20 protein-coding genes are annotated in these 18,932 nt (G+C 57.4%); 15 read left to right on the forward strand and 5 right to left on the reverse strand.

Features of this window, described 5'->3' with window-relative positions; genetic code table 11:
• Nucleotides 1–74 precede the first annotated feature (74 nt).
• The 3 genes from BTUS_RS02315 to BTUS_RS02325 are packed head-to-tail and all read right to left on the reverse strand — an operon-like array spanning nucleotide 75 to nucleotide 1,968.
• On the reverse strand, nucleotides 75–731 hold the full coding sequence (locus BTUS_RS02315; RefSeq protein WP_013074519.1) for a radical SAM protein: 657 nt from the start codon (nucleotides 729–731) through the stop codon (nucleotides 75–77).
• Complete coding sequence (gene queD, locus BTUS_RS02320; RefSeq protein WP_013074520.1) at nucleotides 718–1,152, reverse strand: 6-carboxytetrahydropterin synthase QueD; 435 nt, start codon at nucleotides 1,150–1,152, stop codon at nucleotides 718–720. The genes BTUS_RS02315 and queD overlap by 14 nt, the downstream gene beginning before the upstream one ends.
• 60 nt (nucleotides 1,153–1,212) lie before the next feature.
• A complete protein-coding gene (locus BTUS_RS02325) occupies nucleotides 1,213–1,968 on the reverse strand; it encodes a tRNA threonylcarbamoyladenosine dehydratase (protein ID WP_013074521.1) in 756 nt (251 codons plus the stop codon).
• A gap of 94 nt (nucleotides 1,969–2,062) precedes the next feature.
• Here BTUS_RS02325 and BTUS_RS02330 point away from each other — a divergent pair, with 94 nt between their 5' ends.
• From BTUS_RS02330 to BTUS_RS02385, 12 genes are all read left to right on the forward strand, one after another.
• Complete coding sequence (locus tag BTUS_RS02330) at nucleotides 2,063–2,413, forward strand: arsenate reductase family protein (protein ID WP_013074522.1); 351 nt, start codon at nucleotides 2,063–2,065, stop codon at nucleotides 2,411–2,413.
• 47 nt (nucleotides 2,414–2,460) lie between these two features.
• Nucleotides 2,461–2,682 carry a ferredoxin gene (locus BTUS_RS02335; protein ID WP_013074523.1) on the forward strand — a complete coding sequence of 74 codons (222 nt, stop codon included), beginning with the start codon at nucleotides 2,461–2,463 and terminating at the stop codon, nucleotides 2,680–2,682.
• A gap of 130 nt (nucleotides 2,683–2,812) precedes the next feature.
• Nucleotides 2,813–3,376 carry an RNA 2',3'-cyclic phosphodiesterase gene (gene thpR, locus BTUS_RS02340; protein ID WP_013074524.1) on the forward strand — a complete coding sequence of 188 codons (564 nt, stop codon included), beginning with the start codon at nucleotides 2,813–2,815 and terminating at the stop codon, nucleotides 3,374–3,376.
• Nucleotides 3,377–3,698: 322 nt separating this feature from the next.
• Nucleotides 3,699–4,976 (forward strand): MFS transporter, encoded by a 1,278-nt coding sequence (locus BTUS_RS02345; RefSeq protein WP_013074525.1) that lies wholly within the window; start codon nucleotides 3,699–3,701, stop codon nucleotides 4,974–4,976.
• A gap of 129 nt (nucleotides 4,977–5,105) precedes the next feature.
• On the forward strand, nucleotides 5,106–6,308 hold the full coding sequence (locus tag BTUS_RS02350) for a M24 family metallopeptidase (protein WP_013074526.1): 1,203 nt from the start codon (nucleotides 5,106–5,108) through the stop codon (nucleotides 6,306–6,308).
• An 85-nt stretch (nucleotides 6,309–6,393) separates the two neighbouring features.
• Complete coding sequence (locus tag BTUS_RS02355; protein ID WP_013074527.1) at nucleotides 6,394–7,284, forward strand: AEC family transporter; 891 nt, start codon at nucleotides 6,394–6,396, stop codon at nucleotides 7,282–7,284.
• A 105-nt stretch (nucleotides 7,285–7,389) separates the two neighbouring features.
• On the forward strand, nucleotides 7,390–8,100 hold the full coding sequence (locus BTUS_RS02360; RefSeq protein WP_013074528.1) for a FadR/GntR family transcriptional regulator: 711 nt from the start codon (nucleotides 7,390–7,392) through the stop codon (nucleotides 8,098–8,100).
• 89 nt (nucleotides 8,101–8,189) lie between these two features.
• Nucleotides 8,190–9,128: a methylmalonyl Co-A mutase-associated GTPase MeaB gene (gene meaB / locus BTUS_RS02365; protein ID WP_013074529.1), complete on the forward strand. Its 939-nt coding sequence runs from the start codon at nucleotides 8,190–8,192 to the stop codon at nucleotides 9,126–9,128.
• Between the two features lie 14 nt (nucleotides 9,129–9,142).
• Nucleotides 9,143–10,834 carry an acyl-CoA mutase large subunit family protein gene (locus BTUS_RS02370; RefSeq protein WP_013074530.1) on the forward strand — a complete coding sequence of 564 codons (1,692 nt, stop codon included), beginning with the start codon at nucleotides 9,143–9,145 and terminating at the stop codon, nucleotides 10,832–10,834.
• Nucleotides 10,835–10,874: 40 nt separating this feature from the next.
• Nucleotides 10,875–11,273 (forward strand): cobalamin B12-binding domain-containing protein, encoded by a 399-nt coding sequence (locus BTUS_RS02375; RefSeq protein WP_013074531.1) that lies wholly within the window; start codon nucleotides 10,875–10,877, stop codon nucleotides 11,271–11,273.
• Nucleotides 11,274–11,298: 25 nt separating this feature from the next.
• Complete coding sequence (fabG, locus tag BTUS_RS02380) at nucleotides 11,299–12,036, forward strand: 3-oxoacyl-[acyl-carrier-protein] reductase (RefSeq protein ID WP_013074532.1); 738 nt, start codon at nucleotides 11,299–11,301, stop codon at nucleotides 12,034–12,036.
• Nucleotides 12,037–12,089: 53 nt separating this feature from the next.
• Entirely contained in the window at nucleotides 12,090–13,508 is a 1,419-nt protein-coding gene (locus BTUS_RS02385) for a phenylacetate--CoA ligase family protein (protein WP_013074533.1), read from the forward strand.
• Between the two features lie 103 nt (nucleotides 13,509–13,611).
• Here the strand turns inward: BTUS_RS02385 and BTUS_RS02390 are convergent, their stop codons facing one another.
• Together BTUS_RS02390 and ftsW are read right to left on the reverse strand one after the other, a co-directional pair.
• Complete coding sequence (locus tag BTUS_RS02390; protein ID WP_013074534.1) at nucleotides 13,612–14,544, reverse strand: MBL fold metallo-hydrolase; 933 nt, start codon at nucleotides 14,542–14,544, stop codon at nucleotides 13,612–13,614.
• A gap of 115 nt (nucleotides 14,545–14,659) precedes the next feature.
• Complete coding sequence (ftsW, locus tag BTUS_RS02395; RefSeq protein WP_013074535.1) at nucleotides 14,660–15,814, reverse strand: putative lipid II flippase FtsW; 1,155 nt, start codon at nucleotides 15,812–15,814, stop codon at nucleotides 14,660–14,662.
• Between the two features lie 124 nt (nucleotides 15,815–15,938).
• Here ftsW and BTUS_RS02400 point away from each other — a divergent pair, with 124 nt between their 5' ends.
• The 3 genes from BTUS_RS02400 (at nucleotide 15,939) to BTUS_RS02410 (ending at nucleotide 18,906) form a co-directional block, all read left to right on the forward strand.
• Nucleotides 15,939–16,583: a DUF1802 family protein gene (locus BTUS_RS02400; RefSeq protein ID WP_013074536.1), complete on the forward strand. Its 645-nt coding sequence runs from the start codon at nucleotides 15,939–15,941 to the stop codon at nucleotides 16,581–16,583.
• Nucleotides 16,584–16,739: 156 nt separating this feature from the next.
• Entirely contained in the window at nucleotides 16,740–18,164 is a 1,425-nt protein-coding gene (gene glnA / locus BTUS_RS02405; RefSeq protein ID WP_013074537.1) for a type I glutamate--ammonia ligase, read from the forward strand.
• Nucleotides 18,165–18,339: 175 nt separating this feature from the next.
• Entirely contained in the window at nucleotides 18,340–18,906 is a 567-nt protein-coding gene (locus BTUS_RS02410; protein WP_013074538.1) for a YdcF family protein, read from the forward strand.
• Nucleotides 18,907–18,932: the final 26 nt, after the last annotated feature.

Raw genomic sequence — 18,932 nt, forward strand, 5'->3', positions numbered from 1 at the left:
TTGCGGCTCCACCTCCTGGGAAGAAGTGGGTCGGCTGGTCGCCGGTCGGGTTTCTCCTTTTCTTTCTTCCATGGTTATACCCCTCTCTTTTCGGGTTCCCACAGCCACTTGTGCAATTGTACTTGTAGTCTGACATCCCACTCATCTTGGAGAATCCACTCCGCCAGGGTACGAGGCTCCAACACGCCGTACACGGGGCTGAACAACAGCCGATACCCCCGCTCCGGGCTGATTTCGTACCGGCGGATGATCTCTTTTGACCAGAGATAATCCTCTTCGTTGCCCACCACAAACTTGATTTCGTCCCGCTCGGGGACAATTCGTTTCAAATTGTCGAAATCCATGTAGGTGTGCATGTCTGAGGAAGGCACTTTGATATCGAGGATGAACCGTTGTTTAGGGCGCAGTTTCACCCGCTCGATATCGATGGAACCGTCTGTTTCGATCGACACCTCGTAATTATTTCCTCCGAGCAGATCCAAAAGTTGTTGCAATTCTTCCCGAGGTTGAATCAGCGGTTCGCCGCCTGTCAAACACACCCGACGAACGCCGTATTCTTGAATCTGCCGGAAAATCTCTTCGGGGGTCGTCCGAGTGCCCTCAAAATAGGCGTAGGTGGTGTCACAGTACGAACAGCGGAGATTGCATCCCGTGAAGCGCACAAACACCGTGGGCAGCCCCATGGAGGAGGATTCGCCTTGAATGGAGAAAAAGAGTTCATTCAGTTTCACGTCTGATGATATCCTCCCTTTGTACTTCGGCATAGCTGGTGGGAGTTTCCCACAGGCGCACCCGTTCAAGGTTCACGTCGGTGGCCCGGGGGGTCTGCCGCAAGGCTTTGGCGAGCTCTTCATAGAGAAACACCACAAGGTTTTCCGCTGTGGTGTTGAAGGGAACCTCGTCGTTGAGATAACGGTGGTCGAACCGTTCAAGGACCACCCGCTCAACCAAAGCTTTAATCTCATTAAAATCAATGACAAGTCCCCGGGGATCCGGGTGTCCTTTGATCTCGACCTCCAAACGATAGGTGTGTCCGTGCAATTGGGCACATTTTCCCTCGTAGGCTTCGAGGCGGTGTGCGGCATCAAAGGTGAATTGTTTCACGACAGAAACCGGCAGCGCACGATAACGAAGCGGGTTCTGTGCAACCACGATACCCACCTCCCTTTTCATGATAGCCTGTGCCCAGTCTTTCGTCCATAAGTGAATCCTTTAGATGGGCCAGCCGAGAAGATCTCTCACCACCACGCTGGCCAGAATCATCCCGGCCACCGGGGGAACAAAGGCAATACTGGCCGGGGGCATGGCGGACTTTCTCGTACGGGCGGCGGCCCGGTCTTCCGGAGTTAGCATTCGGGCGAGCACGTCGAGCCTCGGTTCCCGCGGCTGTTCATCAGAACAGACGGTGCGCACCCCGGAAACGATGCCGCGCTTGCGCAGTTCACGGCGCACGACTTTGGCGATGGGATCCACCCGGGTTTCCGATAGATCCACCACCCGAAATCGCGTCGGGTCGATTTTGTTTGCGGCTCCCATGCTGGAGACCACGCGGACATCCCGCCTGACGCAGGATTCGATCAGGTCGATTTTGGCGCTGATCGTGTCCATGGCGTCCACCACGTAGTCGGGTTGGTGGCGAAACAGCGCTTCCTCGTTATTTCTGGCAAGGCGCGTCTGTGCGGCAACGACGTCGCACCCGGGGTGGATGCGGGCGATCCGCTCCTTCATGACTTCAACTTTGGGACGCCCGACCGTGTCGATCAGGGCGGGGATTTGCCGATTGATATTGGTAATGTCCACGGTATCCGGATCGAAGAGGATCAGTCGCCCGATACCGGTGCGGGCCAAAGCTTCCGCGGCAAAGGAGCCGACGCCGCCCACGCCGATGACGGCCACGGTGCTCTTGGCCATTATGTTAAGCCCTTCCGGGCCGATGACCAACTCCGTTCTGGAGAATGAATGCAGCATTGACTCTCTCCTTTGCCCATCCCACCCCGAAGACCCGGGCGGTTTGAGCCTGTCCGGGGGCGTGCTATACTTAAACCGGGGGAGGGTAGGGCTGATGGTGACGTTTCTAGGATATCCGAGATGCGGCACCTGCCGCAAGGCCAAAGCGTGGTTGAGCGAGCAGGGCGTGGCCTTTGTCGAGCGAGACATTGTGAAGCATCCTTTGAACCGGGAGGAACTCGGATCTCTGGTGGCGGCGGCGGGGGTCGCCCCGGGTGAGTTGGCCAATCCCAAGGGCACCCGGTATCGGGAGCTCGGGCTCAAGGATCAGACCCTGAGCGACGAGGAGTGGTTGGCGCTGCTCAGTGAGGATGGAAAGTTGTACAAGAGGCCGATTCTGTGGACCGACCGCGCAGTGGTGATCGGTTTTGCGCCCGATCGCTGGGTTGAAGTGCTGAAGAACTGAACCGGGTCTCGGGTATGCATGGTTGTGGAAAGATGAGGAGAACGTGAATGCCGAAGACTTGGGTGGAACGGGAGACATGCATTGCGTGCGGAGCGTGTTCCGCGGCTTGCCCGGAAGTTTACGCCGAGGACGAGGACGGGTTTGCTTTCGTAAAATTACCCGGGGGCCGGGAGGGATTCGTGGAGATTCCCGAGCAGCATGTGGCGGATGCCCGGGATGCTTTTGAGGGATGCCCGAGCGAATCGGTAAAATGGCAGGAGGACGAATAGGCGCCTGCGTCGGTGGGCGTTTTTCGCCCGTTGCCGCACGTTTGATGAGTCTCTAAACCTGCGGGAACGGGCGAACGCAACGCAGGAAAGAATGCGGCGGAGAACAGGCGAACATCGGAGGTGCGCGTCGGTGGGGCGATACTTTTGGGGTATAGGGGTTCCCGAGGAGATCGGGTTGCGAATGGAGGAGTGGATTGCCGACCGGGGCGGACAGATCCCGGTGAAACGGTGGTATCGCTCGGTACAGTTCCACGTGACCCTGCTTTTTTTTGGTGACCTGATTGACGCGAATCTGGAAGAGGCTCACCGGGCTGCGGAAGAGGCGGCCGAAGCGACGGCATCGTTTGTTCTGACGTCGGACGGCGTCGGGGCGTTCAGCCGTAGCCGGGTCGTTTGGCTCGGGCTGAAGGCCAGTCCGCCCTTGTTCGCGTTGCGCCGCCGACTTTGGGAGGTCGCCGTTTCCCTGAATGCAGCCGACAATGATCGGCCGACGTATCGCCCGCATATCACCCTGGGGCGTCTATCCCGACCCTGGGACCCCACCCAAGTCGATCCGGAGAATCTGCGTCTTCTGAAGGGACTGCAGTTTCCTGTGGATCGTTTTCATCTGTATGAGTCCCGGCTGTCCCCGGCCGGGCCGGAATACCGAATCGTCCGCAGTTTTATGTTCCTGGGCGAAAAAACCGAGGGATGAGAGATTTGCTCGGGAGGCCGTGAAAGGATGCGGCAAAATTATACACATAATTTCAGGAATAAGAACTTGAACCAAAGATTTAATTGATATATATTTATTATACGTAGTGGCGATTCTTTATGGGCCGGATATGCGCGCGACCCTGGTGTTTTGCAATGATGGTCGGACAATAGGATTATAGGAACGATCAACAGCGGCGCGTGTCCGGAAAGACCTTAGGATGGGAGGGATCGGTCGATTGCGATTCGGACAGATTGTCTGACTATACGACGAAGCCGAGTGCGTTAAGAAAAACGGAGTATCAAAAGGAGGGCGGATTGTTGTGAACAGCCAGAGCCAGACGATCGCACAGAAGAAAAGCAAAGCGCGTTACTGGATCATGATCTTGATTTTTTTCAGCACGGTGATTGCGTATACAGATCGGTCGAATATTTCGGTTGTTGCCACGACGATGATGAAAGAGTTCGGATGGAACGAGAGTCAATTCGGCCTGTTGTCGTCCGCCTTTTTCCTCGGTTATCTGCTGTTGGGGATTCCGGCCGGTTGGCTGTCGGACAAATGGGGCGGCGTAAAGTTGTTGGCTTTCGGCGTCGTCATGTGGTCGATCTTCACCGGGCTGACGCCTCTGGCCTGGAGCTTTCTCTCCATGCTGGTCGTCCGATTTTTGTTGGGAGTCGGAGAGGCCGTCAATTTTCCCTCTCATACGTCCGTCGTCTCCAGGTGGTCTCCGACCCATTCCCGGGGCAGATGGCAAGGTCTGAACATGTCGGGTATGGCCATCGGTGTGATGATTGCAACGCCCATCACCTCATGGTTGACAGAGAGTATTCATTGGCACGCATCTTTCTATTTTTTCGCGATCATCGGGATTATTTGGGCGATTCTCTGGTTATTCATTGCCACTGACGATCCGCGTCAAAATCGCTTGATTTCTTCAACAGAACTTGAGGAGTTAACCGATGTAACGGAAATGCACGAAAAGAACTCTCAATCCAGAACATGGGTAAACATGCTGAAAGTGAAAGAGGTGTGGGGCTTAACCTTAACGTACTTTTTCCAGAACTACAACTGGTATCTGTATCTGACCTGGCTGCCGGCCTATTTCATGAAAGCTCGCGGGTTCAGCCTTCTGAAGGTGGGTATCTACGGTATGCTGCCGTGGATCGGGGCGTTCATCGCCATGAACGTGGCGGGCCTCATTTCGGATCGCCTGGCCAAAGGCCGTTCCTTGACCGAGGCCAGAAGAATTCCGGTCTATGTCTCGTTCATCGGTACGGCGATCTTCATGGCTTTGGGTGCATATACCCCCAATCAATGGATGGCCCTTTTGTATATCACCCTGTCCGTGACATGCCTGGGCATCAATTTCGCGATGTTCTGGACGTTGCCCATTGACATCGGCCCGAAAAGTGCGGGGACCGTTTCCGGAATCATGAATACCTCGGGAACCATCGCCGGGATCGTGGCGCCGGCGCTCACCGGTTTTCTCATCGTTTCTCTCGGTTCTTGGCAGTACGTGCTTTTCGTCGGTGCGGCGTTGGCTCTGATCGGCGCGGTGCTGACTCGATTCATGATTTCGGCCAATCGCGTGCTGGATTGACAGATGAACCGTTGATCAGATTATATGATGAACTATATAATGGGGAAAAAGCGGAACAGGGGGAATATCCCGGTCATACGAGCGCATCGACGCCCGCGGTTCGGCGTTAGGCATGAGGGGGGGACGAGAATGGCCGTTGAGACGGAGGAACCGGATCTTCATGTAAGACGCATACGAATTCTTCAGAAACAGTTGGCAAACGGCGGGTTTGACGCTGCCCTGATCATGCAGCCGCGAGACCTCTTCTACTACGCCGGCACCGCCCAACCGGCGAATCTCTGGATTCCCGCCGCCGGCGAGCCGATTCTGTTCACCCGACGCGCTCACTCCCTGGCCCGGAAAGCCACGTGGATCCGCCGAACGGTTGAAGCGAACAGCTACGGCGACCTTCGACGATCGTTGGCTGAAGTCGGCGCTCTCCCCAAGTCGGGCGCGGTTGTAGGAGTTGAGCAGGATGTGGTGCCGGCCGCCTTGGTGAACAATCTTGCGCGGCATTTTGCCGACGTAACGTTGAAGAATGTTTCTCCGTTGATCTTGCGCCAGCGTTTTGTGAAAGATCCGACGGAGATCGCCCGGATCCGGGAAGCGGTTGAAGCGTGGAAGGCGGGACACCACCAGGTGCTGTCCCGGCTCGTTGTCGGCAGGGCGGAGTATGAGATCGCGGCCGCCATGGAATATGGAGCGCGGAATGCCGGAGGTGACGGGGTCGTTTGGTTTCGCCGATGGGACGGATGTCTACCGGGCGGCGGGATTGTGAGTTCAGGCCCGAACGCTTGGGTCGTGTCCGGCCACGCCATGACGGTGACCGGGGTGGGGATGAATCAAGGTTTGCCCTGGGGAGCGTCCGCCCGGGTGATCGAGCCGGGGGATTTGGTTGTCGTGGATTACGGGGTTACGAGAGAAGGCTATCATGCCGACATGGCGAGAACTTACTGCGTCGGCAAGCCCTCCGCTGAACAAAAAGCTCTTTGGGATCGATTGATTGAACTTCATTTTACGGTGATCGATCGCATTCGGCCCGGGGTGACTGGAGAAGAACTCTACCGGATTGGGGCCGAGACGGCGGACAAGATGGGGTTGGCGGAGTTTTTTATGGGGGTGGGTGCCGACCGGGGGAGGTACGTCGGCCACTCCATCGGACTTGAGGTGGATGACTGGCCGGTTTTGGGAGAAGGCTCCCAGGATCCCTTGGTGCCGGGGGCGGTGGTGACGATCGAACCTAAGTTTATGGTGCCGGGGCTCGGTGCCGTGATGGTGGAAGACGATATTCTGGTGACGGAACAAGGTCATGAAATTGTCAGTACCCTCGGCCATGAGTTATTCTATGTGTGATCGGGATTGAAAGTGGTGGGAGGAGTCGAGTGCCCGAACCGATTCCCGGGTCTGCGAGAAGGGGGGCGAGGCTCTGTTTCTACATGTGGTTGTTCCGGTCATCTTTGTAATCGGTATCGGGTATCTGTTTGGACGCTATGCATCGGCGGACTTGGGTTCGATCTCGAAATTTTCGATGGTCGTTCTCAGCCCGGCCCTGATTTTCAGTTTTCTGGTTCGCAATCAACTGGATTCCCATCAGTTGGTGAAAATCGTCGCCGCCGTCCTGTTGTTTACCGTTGTGATGGCGGCGGTAACCCTAGTCGTCATGGGGCTGTGTGGAATGAAGCCGTTCATGAAGCCGGCCCTGTTGGCCACGGTGTTTCCAAACACCGGAAATTATGGATTGCCTATTCTTTTGTTTGCGTACGGTCAGCAGGCGTTCTCTATGGGGGTCGTCATCGTCGTTGTGAACTTTATCCTCATGTACACTCTGGGTGTGTATTTTGCTTCCCTGGAGCGGGCGAGTTGGCGCACCGCAATCACCGATGTGTTTCGGCTTCCGACGACGTATGCGACATTGGCGGCCATCATTGTAAGTTTATTGCACATCCCGATCCCGAGTTATATCTATGACCCCCTGAAAATGATGGGGGATGCCATGATTCCCGTGGTCATGTTGATTCTCGGGATGCAGTTGGCGCACGTGAAGCCCCGGGGTGACACGGGTCCTACGGTGATATCCAGCCTCGTGCGGCTGGTTGTGTCTCCGGCGGTGATGCTGGGCATCGTGTATCTTTTCGGGATCGGAGGGCTCATGGCCAAGGTTTTGATCGTCCAAAATTCCATGCCCACGGCGGTCATTATGACGATGATCGCGGCGGAATACCGCGCTCGTCCGGATTTCGTAGCCGGGACCACCTTCCTGTCGACGCTGATGAGCTTTGGCACGATCACTGGGCTGCTCTACGGGGTCAACCGATTGTTCGGCAGTTAGTGCGATGGGGCGCCCGCGAAACAGGCCGCCGGGGGAGTTCTGCCCGACGGGTTGTCCGGGGAAGGTACGTGACGTGGAAACTACGTTGGGGAATGGTGTGAGACGATGTTTCAATCCGTAAGGCATAAAAAGGTATTCGAAGAGATACTGGATCAGATCAAGGAAATGCTCGTCAACGAGCAGCTTTCGGTCGGACAGCGAATTCCGTCGGAGATTCGGTTGGCGGAAACCTTGGGGGTGAGCCGATCATCTCTTCGTGAGGCGCTGCGGATCCTCGATGTGTTGGGAATCATTGAGGCAAAGACCGGCGAGGGGACGGTCATCCGCAAAGCTGATCCGGAGAACCTCAAGAACCTCATGACGTTGGTGGCCGTATCCGGCGGTATCGACACGGTGGATCTGTACGAGGCACGGTGTGCCATCGAAGTGGAGGCGGCGATGTTGGCGGCGGCTCGGCATACCGCCGAAGATCTGCGTACGATGGAACGGGCGTTGAAAGAGATGGACGAATGTCGGGATGCCGAGGCTTCGGCTCATTCCGATTATCTGTTTCACCGGGCCATCGTCCGCGCGTCGCAAAATGACGTTTTGAAGATGATGATGAGTTTTATCAGTGATTTGTTGGGAGAGCAGATTCGAGATACCCGCTCCAGATTGGCGCCGGAGATCCTGGACCGATTCCAGGTACAGCATTGGATGATTTTCGAGGGTATCGCCGGCTGCAATCCGGAAGCCGCCGGCAAAGCCGTTCGGGAGCATCTCACCTATGCCCAGGAAAAAATGGGTTTCTTACGTGAGCGAGGGCTCGGTAGGTAGTTGATTCGGAGTACTCGCTTCTCCATAACTCGTATGATTGTCCGACTATCTGATTAACTAAGAATCCTGGGCAGAAGGAGGTCAAGCCTTTGCAAGAGCTTCTCTCGCGATTCGATGCCGGGGATCCCGTAGCCCTCGGCAAACTGTTGAAAGAAGTCGAAAACGGAACATCGTCGGGAAAAGAGGCCCTTCGTTGCACCGCGTCCCGTCAAGGTCGCGCCCACGTGGTGGGGATCACCGGCCCGCCGGGGGCGGGCAAGAGCACGCTCACCGCAAAACTCTCCAAACGGTGGGCGGAGGCGGGTCGGGAGGTGGGGATTGTCTGCGTCGATCCGACGAGTCCTTTTTCCGGGGGGGCGTTGTTGGGAGATCGGATACGGATGTTGGAATTATCATCCTTTCCAAATGTTTTCATTAAGAGTCTTGCCACTCGGGGAAGTCTGGGGGGGATGGCCGCCTCCACCGCGGATATCATCCAGTTGATGGACGCCTACGGGAAAGAAGTGGTGGTCGTTGAAACGGTGGGGGTCGGCCAAGTGGAATTCGATGTGATGGACCTTTCGGATACCGTGGTCCTGGTCAATGTTCCGGGCCTCGGGGATTCCATCCAGGCGCTGAAAGCCGGGATTCTGGAAATCGCCGATATCTTTGTGATTAACCAAGCGGACCGGCCGGGCGCTGAGGATAGCGTTCGAGACCTGCGACAAATGCTGGCGGACCGGAAAGAGACGGGTTGGCTCTGGCCGGTGGTGAAAACCGTGGCCACAAGGGGTGAAGGGATCGATCGGTTGGCGGAAGCGATTGAAAGTCACCGGGCGTACCTGAAGCGAGAACAATTGTGGGAGGAAAAACGTTGCCGCCGAAATCGTCAACGGTTGATGCAGGAGATGGATCGGTTGTTCCGCCAACATGTTCTTACGCGGATCCGGACGGACCCAACCGCCCGAGCACTGTTCGAAGAGGTTGAAAAAGGGACCCAAGACCCCTATTCGGCGGCCAGGCACCTTTTTCAAGAAATTGTGAATTAAGGAGGGAGACCCTGATGGCTGATCAAGAGAAGCTCTTTAATGGAGACGAGATCCGGCGAATTCGACAGGAAAAGGAACGTTGGTACCGAGAGACGGTCAAAGGAAACGACGGAGGAAACGACTATGTGACGGATTCGGGAATTCCTGTCAACCTGATCTACGGCCCGGACGACATCGCGGATTTCGATTATTTGAAAGAAAGCGGTTTTTCCGGAGAACCGCCCTATGTTCGGGGCGTTTATCCGAATATGTACCGGGGTCGACTCTTCACTATCCGCCAGATCGCGGGATTCGGAACTCCGGAAGACACCAATCGGCGATTCAAATTCCTCTTGGAGAACGGTGCGACAGGCACCAGCGTGGTGTTGGACCTGCCGACGATCCGCGGCTACGACTCCGATGATCCCAAAGCCGAGGGCCATGTTGGCGCCGCCGGAGTCGCCATTGACTCCCTGGAGGACATGGAGGCGCTCTATGACGGAATCCCCATCGATCAGGTGTCTTCGAACATCGTCACGCATTTGCCGAGCACCACGGTGGTGTTGATGGCGATGTTTGTGGCGATGGCCGAGAAACGGGGCCTGCCCCTCGAGAAGTTGTCCGGCACCAACCAGAATGATTTCTTGATGGAGACGACCATCGGCAGCTCGCTGGAGATTCTGCCGCCGAAGGCTTCCTTCCGGCTGCAGTGCGACTCCATTGAATACGCGAGCAAACGGCTCCCGAGGTGGAACCCTGTGAGCTACAACGGGTACAACCTTCGAGAAGCGGGAACCACAGCGGTGCAGGAGGTGGGGTGCGCCATTGCCAACGCTATCGCCACGACGGAAGAGTTGATTCGCCGGGGAAATGACGTCGATGACTTTGCAAAACGGCTGTCCTTTTTCTGGAACTTGTTCAACGATTTCTTCGAGGAGATTGCGAAATGCCGGGCATCGCGGCTGGTCTGGTACGACGTGATGAAAAATCGATTCGGCGCCAAGAATCCTCGATCCTATCTCATGCGTTTTCACGTGCAGACCGGGGGCATCACGTTGACGAAGGTGGAACCCCTGAACAACATTGCGCGGTCTGCGATTCAGGGACTGGCCGCCGTTTTGGGCGGGGCCCAGTCTTTGCACATCGATTCTTACGACGAAGCCTATTCGGCGCCCACTGAACAGGCGGCTCTGGTCTCCCTGAGGACCCAGCAGATCATTCAAGTGGAGACGGGCGTAGTCAACACCGTTGACCCCTTGGCCGGCTCCTATTACGTGGAATATTTGACCCGAGAGATGGCCGAACACATCCGGGCCTACATCGACCAGATCGAATCCCGGGGAGGAATCATCGCTGTCGTGGAAAGTGGGTGGCTGCACCGGGAAATCGCCGAATTCGCGTATCGAACCCAGCAGGACATCGAGACCGGGAAGCGAAAAGTGGTCGGTCTGAATTACTTCCCGTCCAAAGAAGCTGAAACCAAGGTCGAGGTGTTCCGTTATCCCGAAGATGCCGAGCGCATGCAGAAGGAAAAGTTGGCCAAACTGCGGGCTCGCCGGGACCCGGTGAAGGTGGAGCAGACCCTGCGGGTTCTTCGTGAGAAATGTCACGAAGATGTGAACATCCTGCCCTACGTAAAAGATGCCGTCGAAGCGTACTGCACCTTGGGCGAGATTCAAAACGTGTTCCGGGAAGAGTTCGGGCTGTGGCAGTTCCCTTTGGTTTGATCCGGTGTGTTCGGCTAAATCGCGAAAGGGGTTTGTACGGATGGAGAAAAAGATCAAGGTGATCATGGTCAAATTGGGACTCGACATTCATTGGCGCGGAGCGTTGGTGGTGTCCAAGATGCTTCGCGATCGGGGCATGGAAGTGGTCTATCTCGGCAATCTGTTCCCCGAACAGATCGTCCAAGCGGCCGTCCAAGAGGGGGCCGACGTGGTGGGCTTGAGCACCCTAGGCGGCAACCATCTGACGTTGGGTCCCAAGGTGGTGGAGTTGTTGCGGGCGAAGGGAATGGAGGAGGTTCTCGTGATCATGGGCGGCGTGATCCCCGAGGAGGACGTCCCGGCCCTCAAGGAGGCGGGAATCGCTGAAGTGTTCGGGCCGGAAACCCCCATTGACGCCATCGAATCGTTCATTCGAAGCCGGTTTCCGGATCGGGATTGACCAACGTGACCAGGAGGAGTGTTCGTTGAGAGTCAAGGACAAAGTGGTCGTTATTACCGGAGGAGCACGTGGGATTGGAAAGGCGACGGCGGAGAAATTCCTGGAAGAAGGGGCCCGTGTCGTCTTTTGCGATCGGGATGCCGAGGCCGGGAGGGAGACCCTGGAGGAACTCCGATCCCTGGGGCCGGTGTCCTTCTATCCTGTTGATGTCACTGCCGAGGAAGACATCCTGGATTTCATCGGCAAAGTGGTGGAGGTCCATGACCGGGTGGATGTTCTCATTAATAATGCCGGGATCACTATGGACGGCCTGCTCACCAAGTTGGCTGAAGAAGCCTGGCATAAGGTTCTCGCCGTGAATTTGACGGGTGTGTTTCTATGCACGAAGGCGGTGGCGCCTTTCATGATCGAACGCGGACGGGGGGTGATTCTCAATGCCTCCTCGGTGGTGGGGCTCTATGGGAATTTTGGCCAAACCAATTATGCGGCCACCAAGGCGGGGGTGATCGGTCTTACCCGCACCTGGGCCAAAGAACTGGGGCCGAAAGGAATCCGGGTGAACGCTGTGGCACCCGGCTTTATCGCCACGGATATGACGGCCAAAGTGCCGGAGAAGATTCTGGAACGGATGCGGGAGCAGACCCCCCTCCGGACGTTGGGCCGTCCCGAGGACATTGCGTCGGCGTACCTCTTTCTGGCGTCCGACGAAGCCCGGTATATCAACGGTGCGGTGTTGTCCGTGGACGGCGGTCTGGTGTTGTGACGACATGTGGGACGAAATCAGCGTGAGGAAAGAGAGAAGGAGGAGCGAAGACAATGGTTCGTCTTCCCGAACAATGGCCACCGGTGTATGATCGCACCTATGTTCCCGGGCCGGAAGAGAGGTATTGGAACCCGACGGTGGAAACGATGACTCAGGAACAACTGCAGGATCTTGTGTTGCAAAAATTAAAGCGGCAAATCCGATATGTCTATGACCATTCGGAGTTTTATCGAAAAAAGTGGGCGGCGGTGGGATTTGAACCCGGCGACCTGAAGGATTTTGAGGATTTTGAACGCCTCCCGTTCACAACCAAGCAGGAATTGCGCGAAGACCAGATGGAACATCCACCCTACGGTAGCAATTTGTGCATTTCTCACGAAGAGATTTTCCACATTCACGGGACGTCGGGCACCACGGGAAAACCGACCGTATTCGCGTTAAGCAGGGGGGACTGGGAGCGGATGGCCGAAGCCCATGCCCGGGTGATGTGGGCATTTGGCTTGCGGCCGTCGGACAAGGTGTTTATCGGTTCCGTGTTCAGCCTTTATGTCGGAAGTTGGGGGGCTCTCGCCGGCGTGGAGCGGCTTGGGGCGGCGGCGTTCCCGTTCGGTGCGGGGCAACCCGGGCAGACGGAGAAGGCCGTTCGGTGGATGTGGGAAGTCAAACCCTCGGCCTTTTACGGTACTCCGTCGTATGCGCTCTATTTGGCTGAAAAGGCGAAAGAACTGGGTATCGATCCCAGGGAATTCGGGATTCGCATCTTGTTTTTCTCCGGCGAACCGGGTGCGGGGGTTCCGGCGACTCGGCGGCGGATCGAAAGCACCTACGGCGGCATCTGCGTGGATACCGGATCCATGGCGGAGATGACCCCGTGGATGGCCAACGGGGAATGTCAGCACCGGCAGGGGATGCATGTGTGGCAAGATATTGTCTACACGGAGGTGGTGCATCCCGAGACCAAACAGAGGGTTCCCTATGGCCGGGAAGGGGTGCCGGTCTACACCCACCTCGAGCGGCAGGCTCAACCGATGGTGCGGTTGTGGTCGGGGGACTTAACGTTGTGGACGAACGAACTCTGCCCGTGCGGGCGCCCGTATCCCCGGTTTCCCAAGGGCATCTACGGTCGGGTGGACGATATGGTGGTGGTTCGCGGCGTCAATGTGTATCCGAGCGCCGTGGAAGACGTCGTTCGTTCCATACCCGGGCTGGGAGACGAGTTCCGGCTGGTGGTGTCCAGGGAAGGGATCATGGACGAACTGGCTGTCCAGGTGGAGATGAACACAACTGCGCATGAAGACCCGGCGATCGCGGCCGATTCCCTTCGTCAGAAACTGAAAAGTGTCCTCGGGCTGTCGGTGCACGTCGAAGTGTTGCCGGGCGGCACCTTGGAACGGACCGAGTTTAAAGCTCGGCGGGTGGTGGACAAACGGCGGATGCAGGGCGCGGCGCCCGAAGGCTCGAGCGGGGCCTGAAAACCCGGTCGAACGCCGTGCCGACTCGGAGCGGGGAGGGGGAATCCCGAACGCCCGCACCAAGATGAAGACACCGGGCACAAGCGGCCCGGTGTCAAGTTTTTCATCGGTTCCCAATCCAGTGAAGCAATCCCATGGCATTGAGGAGCATGTCATCGTCCAAGAATACGTCACTGCGGGGGGCACCGACTGTTTGTTTCATATCATCCAAGGCGAAAGATTTCAGGTGACGGGCCATCTCCTCGAGGGTGATGTCCGGTCGATACACCTTCTCGGTCAACTGGACTACAGCGTCCACCAACCGCTCGGTTTCGTCGAACACCCAGTCCACCGCATCGGTGGCGCCAAAGTGGCCGAAGAAAACTTTGGCCGGTCGCAAAGATCGCAAAAGGGCCACCGATTCGTGCGTTGCCTGAGGATCAAAATCCACCGGCGTGGTGGTCGGGAACAAGTAGTCCCGGTCGAGTCCGGTCAACTCTCGATGATAGCGAATCCCCGTCGTGTCGCCGGTGAACACCCCTCGACTCACCGGATCAAAAATGCTGATATGGTGTTTCGCATGCCCGGGGGTGTGATAGAAGGTCAACTTCCGGCTGCCGAGGTCGAGGGTCCCTCCGTGATCCGCGGCGATGAGGCGATCGGCGGGAATCGGGAGAACCTCTCCGAACAAGGACTCCAGTCTATCCCCGTAGACGGCCCGGGCGCCGGCCACCAGCCGGGTGGGATCTGCCAGGTGCCGGACCCCCCGGGGATGGACCACCACTTTGGCCTTCGGACAGGCAGCCGCCAGACTACCGGCGCCTCCGGCGTGATCCAAGTGAATATGCGTGAGGAGGATATAATCGATCGCTTCGAGCGACAGACCCGCCTCCTGTATCCCAGCAGTGATTTGTGGTAAGGACAAACTGCCTCCGGTTTCAATGACGGCGTTCTTTTCTCCGGGAAGAATGTACGAACCCGTGCGGCCGGACAAGCCGCGTTCCATCAGATCCACCATCCAAATTCCATCTCCGAGATCGAATAGTGAGCGGTTCAACAGGCAAGACTCCCTTCCGTGGTAAAATCCGCGCGCAGGTCAAAGCGCGGCGACCGGGCTGGGCGTACGGGGTCGCCCGCCGACAGGTTACTTTCATTGTACCACGCCTCCCCCTTTAGCCCGAGGCGGGCCGCCGGCTGGGGCCTGGAGAAGTGTAGGCGGCCTCCGGCACCTCCCCTGTGCGGGTATATCTCGAAATGTTGAGCAGCATCCCCGAAGCGGCCAGCTTGATCAACAAGGAACTACCCCCATAACTGATGAAGGGAAGTGGGACTCCGGTGACGGGGAGGATTCCCGTCACCGCCCCGAGGTTGATGAACGTGCTCAGTCCGATCATGGCCGTGATGCCCCCCGCGGTTAAAGATAGGAAACGATCCGGAACATGCAGGGAAATCCACAACCCCCGCCAAACGTACAGGGCAAAAAGCGTCACCAGGGCAATGGCCCCTATAGCACCCAGCTCCTCGGCGATGACGGCGAAGATAAAATCTGTGTGGGATTCAGGGAGCCACAGATATTTTCCGATCCCATAACCGAGCCCCCGCCCGAACCACCCGCCGGAGGCAAAGGCGTAAAATGCCTGGATCATCTGGTAGCCGTCCCCGTGGGCGTCTTTCCAAGGGTTGAGAAACACGGTGAGCCGGGCCAGGCGATAGGGTTCGAACAGGATCAACAGGCCGATCCCCAGGCCGCCGGTCGCGATCAGGGCGGCGAGGTACCGAAGCGGTGTGCCCGCCAGAAATAATAAGGAGAACACGGTGCCCATGATGATCATCCCCGTTCCGAGATCCGGTTCGAGCATGATCAGCATGAAAACCAAAAACGCAATGACCAGGGGCGGCATCACCGCGCGGCGGAATTCCATGAGATGATGCTGGCTCTTATCGAGAAGATAAGCGCTGTACAAGATGACCGCCAGGCTGGCCAACTCCGAAGGCTGGAGGTTGATCGGCCCCAGATCCAGCCACCGCCGGGCGCCGTTGACCGAGGTTCCCACGTGGGGGATGGCCACCATCACCAACAGTAAGAGGCTCAGGAGGAAAAGCGGCTTGGTCAATCGCCGAAGCCCCTGGGCAGTTTGTTTCATGAACAGAAACAGGAGGATGAACCCCAGCCCCGCCCAAATGCATTGGCGCACAAAAAAATACGACGCCTGCCCGTACAGGGTGACCGCTGTCACGCTACTCGCGCTGTAGACCATGGTCAGGCCTCCACCGACTAGACACAGGATGAGAAAAAACAACAGAAAATCCGGGCGGTGTCTCTGCATCCTCCGCTTCCCTCCCCGTTCACTGTCTCTACATTCGACGTCGGGACGGACAGTTCCTGTTGTTTGCCCGGGATTTCTGCGCTGCCGTATAATGGGGTCAGAACGGGGAGGAGGTGGCGTTTCCGTGTTAACGGTGAAGGAATATACTCCGATCTCGTCCTCGGACGGCGTTATGCATCGTGACGCCGGGGTGGCGGACGGATTGGCGTTAAAAGAGTGGGCGGTGGCGATTCGGGCTCTTGACGCAGGGGATCAAATCCTCCTTTTGCGAAAAGGAGGGATCGTCGAGGAAACGAAAGATTTTCGCGTCCGGGGGGCGAGCTTCTTTCTATACCCCACCTATGAGCATCAAAAAAAAGAGTTGGTGAAACCGGAGTGGCACAGGCAATTAGAAGCGACCCTCCGGGGCAGGGAGATGCCACCCAAAGAAGTGGAAATTACCCACGCCGCCCGGGTGGTGGAAGATATTGAACTGCAAGATGAGGCTGCCCTGGCCAACCTCGCCGATTTGCACATCTGGACCGAAAACTACGCGAGTCAGCGGCTTCATTGGCGTCCGTATAAGCCTTTGCACGTGTTGGCCGTGCGCGTTTATCGTTTGGATGAGCCCCGAATCCTGCCGGTGCGGGAGACTTATCTCGGGTGCACCTCGTGGATCCGGCTTGAGGATCAGGTGTCTTCCCGGGGAGTCCCGGTTCTCGGTGACCAGGAGTTTCGGGAGCGGCTGGAGGCCGTACATCGGCGGGTGGGGTGGGCCGGTACGCCGTGACCAGCTCCGACGCTCCTCTTGTCGGTGCTTCTCGGCACGATTCAAGGCGGCAAAAAATTTCTTAGCACTTGCGTTAGATTATCTAACACAAACAGTTGACCTTTCTTTCACTCCCATCGTATAATAGCCGCAACGTTGGGAATGGGAGAGAGGAAGATGACTGTACAAGACGTGTTGGATTTGATCCGCGACAAAGGGATCAAAATGGTCGATTTTCGCATTGTGGACGTCCCCGGTCGTCAGCATCATGTGACGGTCCCGGCGACCCACGTGGACGAGGAGACTCTGCGGCGGGGCTTGCCCTTTGACGGGTCCAGCATCCAAGGGTTTCGGGGGATCGAAGAAAGTGACATGGTCATGCGGCCGGACCTGGATACCGCCTTCGTGGATCCCTTCACCAAGGTCCCCACTCTGAACTTGATGTGCGACGTATACGAACCGAGCGGTATTCGGTACGATCGGGACCCCCGGTTTATCGCCCAGAAGGCCGAGGCGTATCTCGAACGAACGGGACTGGCGGACAAGGCGTATTTTGGTCCGGAATTAGAGTTTTTCGTTTTTGACGACGTGCGGTTCGATACGGGGCAAAACGGCGCGTTCTACTCGGTAGATTCCGAGGAGGGAATTTGGAACAGCGGAAAAAGCGGGGAAGCGAATCTGGGGTACAAGATCCGCAACAAAAGCGGATATTTTCCCGTGGCGCCTTCGGATACGCAGCAGGATCTGCGCTCGGAGATCGTTCTCGCATTGGAGGAAGCCGGGCTCCCGGTGGAGCGGCATCACCACGAAGTCGCCACCGCCGGGCAGGCAGAGATTAACTTCCGGTTCGATACGCTCACCAAAACGGCGGATCATGTCCTGTTATACAAGTACATCGTCCGGAATGTCGCCCGGAAGTACGGAAAGGTCGCCACTTTCATGCCCAAGCCCCTCTTTGGCGACAATGGGTCAGGGATGCACGTCCACCAGAGCCTCTTCCGGGGTGAGGTGCCGCTGTTTTACCAGGAAGGAGCCTACGCCAGCCTCAGTGAGACGGCACTGCAGTACATCGCCGGGATTCTTTATCACGCTCCGGCCATTCTCGCTTTCTCGAATGCGAGTACCAATTCGTACAAGCGATTGGTCCCCGGGTTTGAGGCTCCGGTGAACCTGGTGTTTTCTCAGGGCAACCGCAGTGCCGCTATCCGGGTCCCCGTGGCGGGGGTTACCCCGAAAGCCGCCCGCATCGAATTCCGGACGCCAGATTCGACTTCGAACCCCTATCTGGCCTTTGCCGCTATGCTGATGGCCGGGCTGGACGGCATCCAGAAAGGGATGGATCCCAAAGCTCTGGGTTACGGTCCTTTGGACAAGAATATCTATGAATTGTCTCCGGCGGAGAAAGAAGGGATCCGCAGCGTTCCGGGGTCTTACGCTGAGGCGCTGGCGGCGCTGGAAGCGGATCACGAGTTTCTCTTGGCGGGAGACGTGTTCAGCGAAGATTTCATTCACAACTGGATCGCACTGAAAAACACCACCGAAGTCAATCAGGTGGCCATTCGGCCGCATCCGTACGAGTTCCACCTCTACTTCGATTTATAAAACCCACGTGGAATCGGTGTATAAACCGGCATCGCTTTGCGCAACGGCACCTGGGGTGGGAGAGGCAGGCGTGGCCTTTCCCGCCCTTTGTGTTTACGGCCTTCCCGGGTCCCATTTCCCTTTCGGGTTCCATATCATGATAGCGTGAGCGCAAAGGGACTGGGGAGGGAGAGCCGTGTGGGCGGCGTTGGCAGCGGCCGTTTTCATCGGTTTTCCGCTTGGTCTGAACATGCGCGGGGTGCTTTATCCGCCCCGGCCGGCGGACGTATTGCTGATCCTCGGGGCCAAAATAATGGGGAGAGAGCCGGGCGCCGCGCTCAGGGCCAGGTTGGAAGCCGGGTTGGATCTGTACCGCCGCGGTTATGCCCCCCGGATTCTGGTCAGCGGCGGACAGCGGCGGCCGGGAGCTCCCAGCGAGGCCGATGTGATGGCAGACTACCTGCGGGTTCGAGGGGTTCCACCCCGGGCGTTGATTGTCGAGGATCTTTCGTCAGATACGGTGGAGAACCTCCTGTTCTCCAGCCGCCTGATGAAAATTCACGGATGGCGCCGGGCTGTGGTGGTGACCAGCGCCTATCATCTCCCCCGGGCGCTCTGGCTGGCCAGGCTCGCGGGCCTGGACGCATCGGGTTACGCCCCGGCCAGCGCCGACGTCCTCGGCACCTGGATGTATGCCCTCCGGGAGATTCCCGCCTTCTGGCGTTCCTATCAAAAGTGGAAATGGTTGCAGGGCCGGGAATGAGCCCGGTATAATACACTATACCGGAA

Source organism: Kyrpidia tusciae DSM 2912, from assembly GCF_000092905.1.
Lineage (GTDB): Bacteria > Bacillota > Bacilli > Kyrpidiales > Kyrpidiaceae > Kyrpidia > Kyrpidia tusciae.

Coding starts and splice junctions, on each gene's coding strand:
- BTUS_RS02335 (WP_013074523.1), top strand. CDS start 2,461: ATGCCGAAGACTTGGGTGGAACGGGAGACATGCATTGCGTGCGGAGCG.
- BTUS_RS02330 (WP_013074522.1), top strand. CDS start 2,063: ATGGTGACGTTTCTAGGATATCCGAGATGCGGCACCTGCCGCAAGGCC.
- BTUS_RS02385 (WP_013074533.1), top strand. CDS start 12,090: ATGGTTCGTCTTCCCGAACAATGGCCACCGGTGTATGATCGCACCTAT.
- BTUS_RS02360 (WP_013074528.1), top strand. CDS start 7,390: ATGTTTCAATCCGTAAGGCATAAAAAGGTATTCGAAGAGATACTGGAT.
- BTUS_RS02375 (WP_013074531.1), top strand. CDS start 10,875: ATGGAGAAAAAGATCAAGGTGATCATGGTCAAATTGGGACTCGACATT.
- glnA (WP_013074537.1), top strand. CDS start 16,740: ATGACTGTACAAGACGTGTTGGATTTGATCCGCGACAAAGGGATCAAA.
- BTUS_RS02350 (WP_013074526.1), top strand. CDS start 5,106: ATGGCCGTTGAGACGGAGGAACCGGATCTTCATGTAAGACGCATACGA.
- BTUS_RS02325 (WP_013074521.1), bottom strand. CDS start 1,968: ATGCTGCATTCATTCTCCAGAACGGAGTTGGTCATCGGCCCGGAAGGG.
- BTUS_RS02370 (WP_013074530.1), top strand. CDS start 9,143: ATGGCTGATCAAGAGAAGCTCTTTAATGGAGACGAGATCCGGCGAATT.
- ftsW (WP_013074535.1), bottom strand. CDS start 15,814: ATGCAGAGACACCGCCCGGATTTTCTGTTGTTTTTTCTCATCCTGTGT.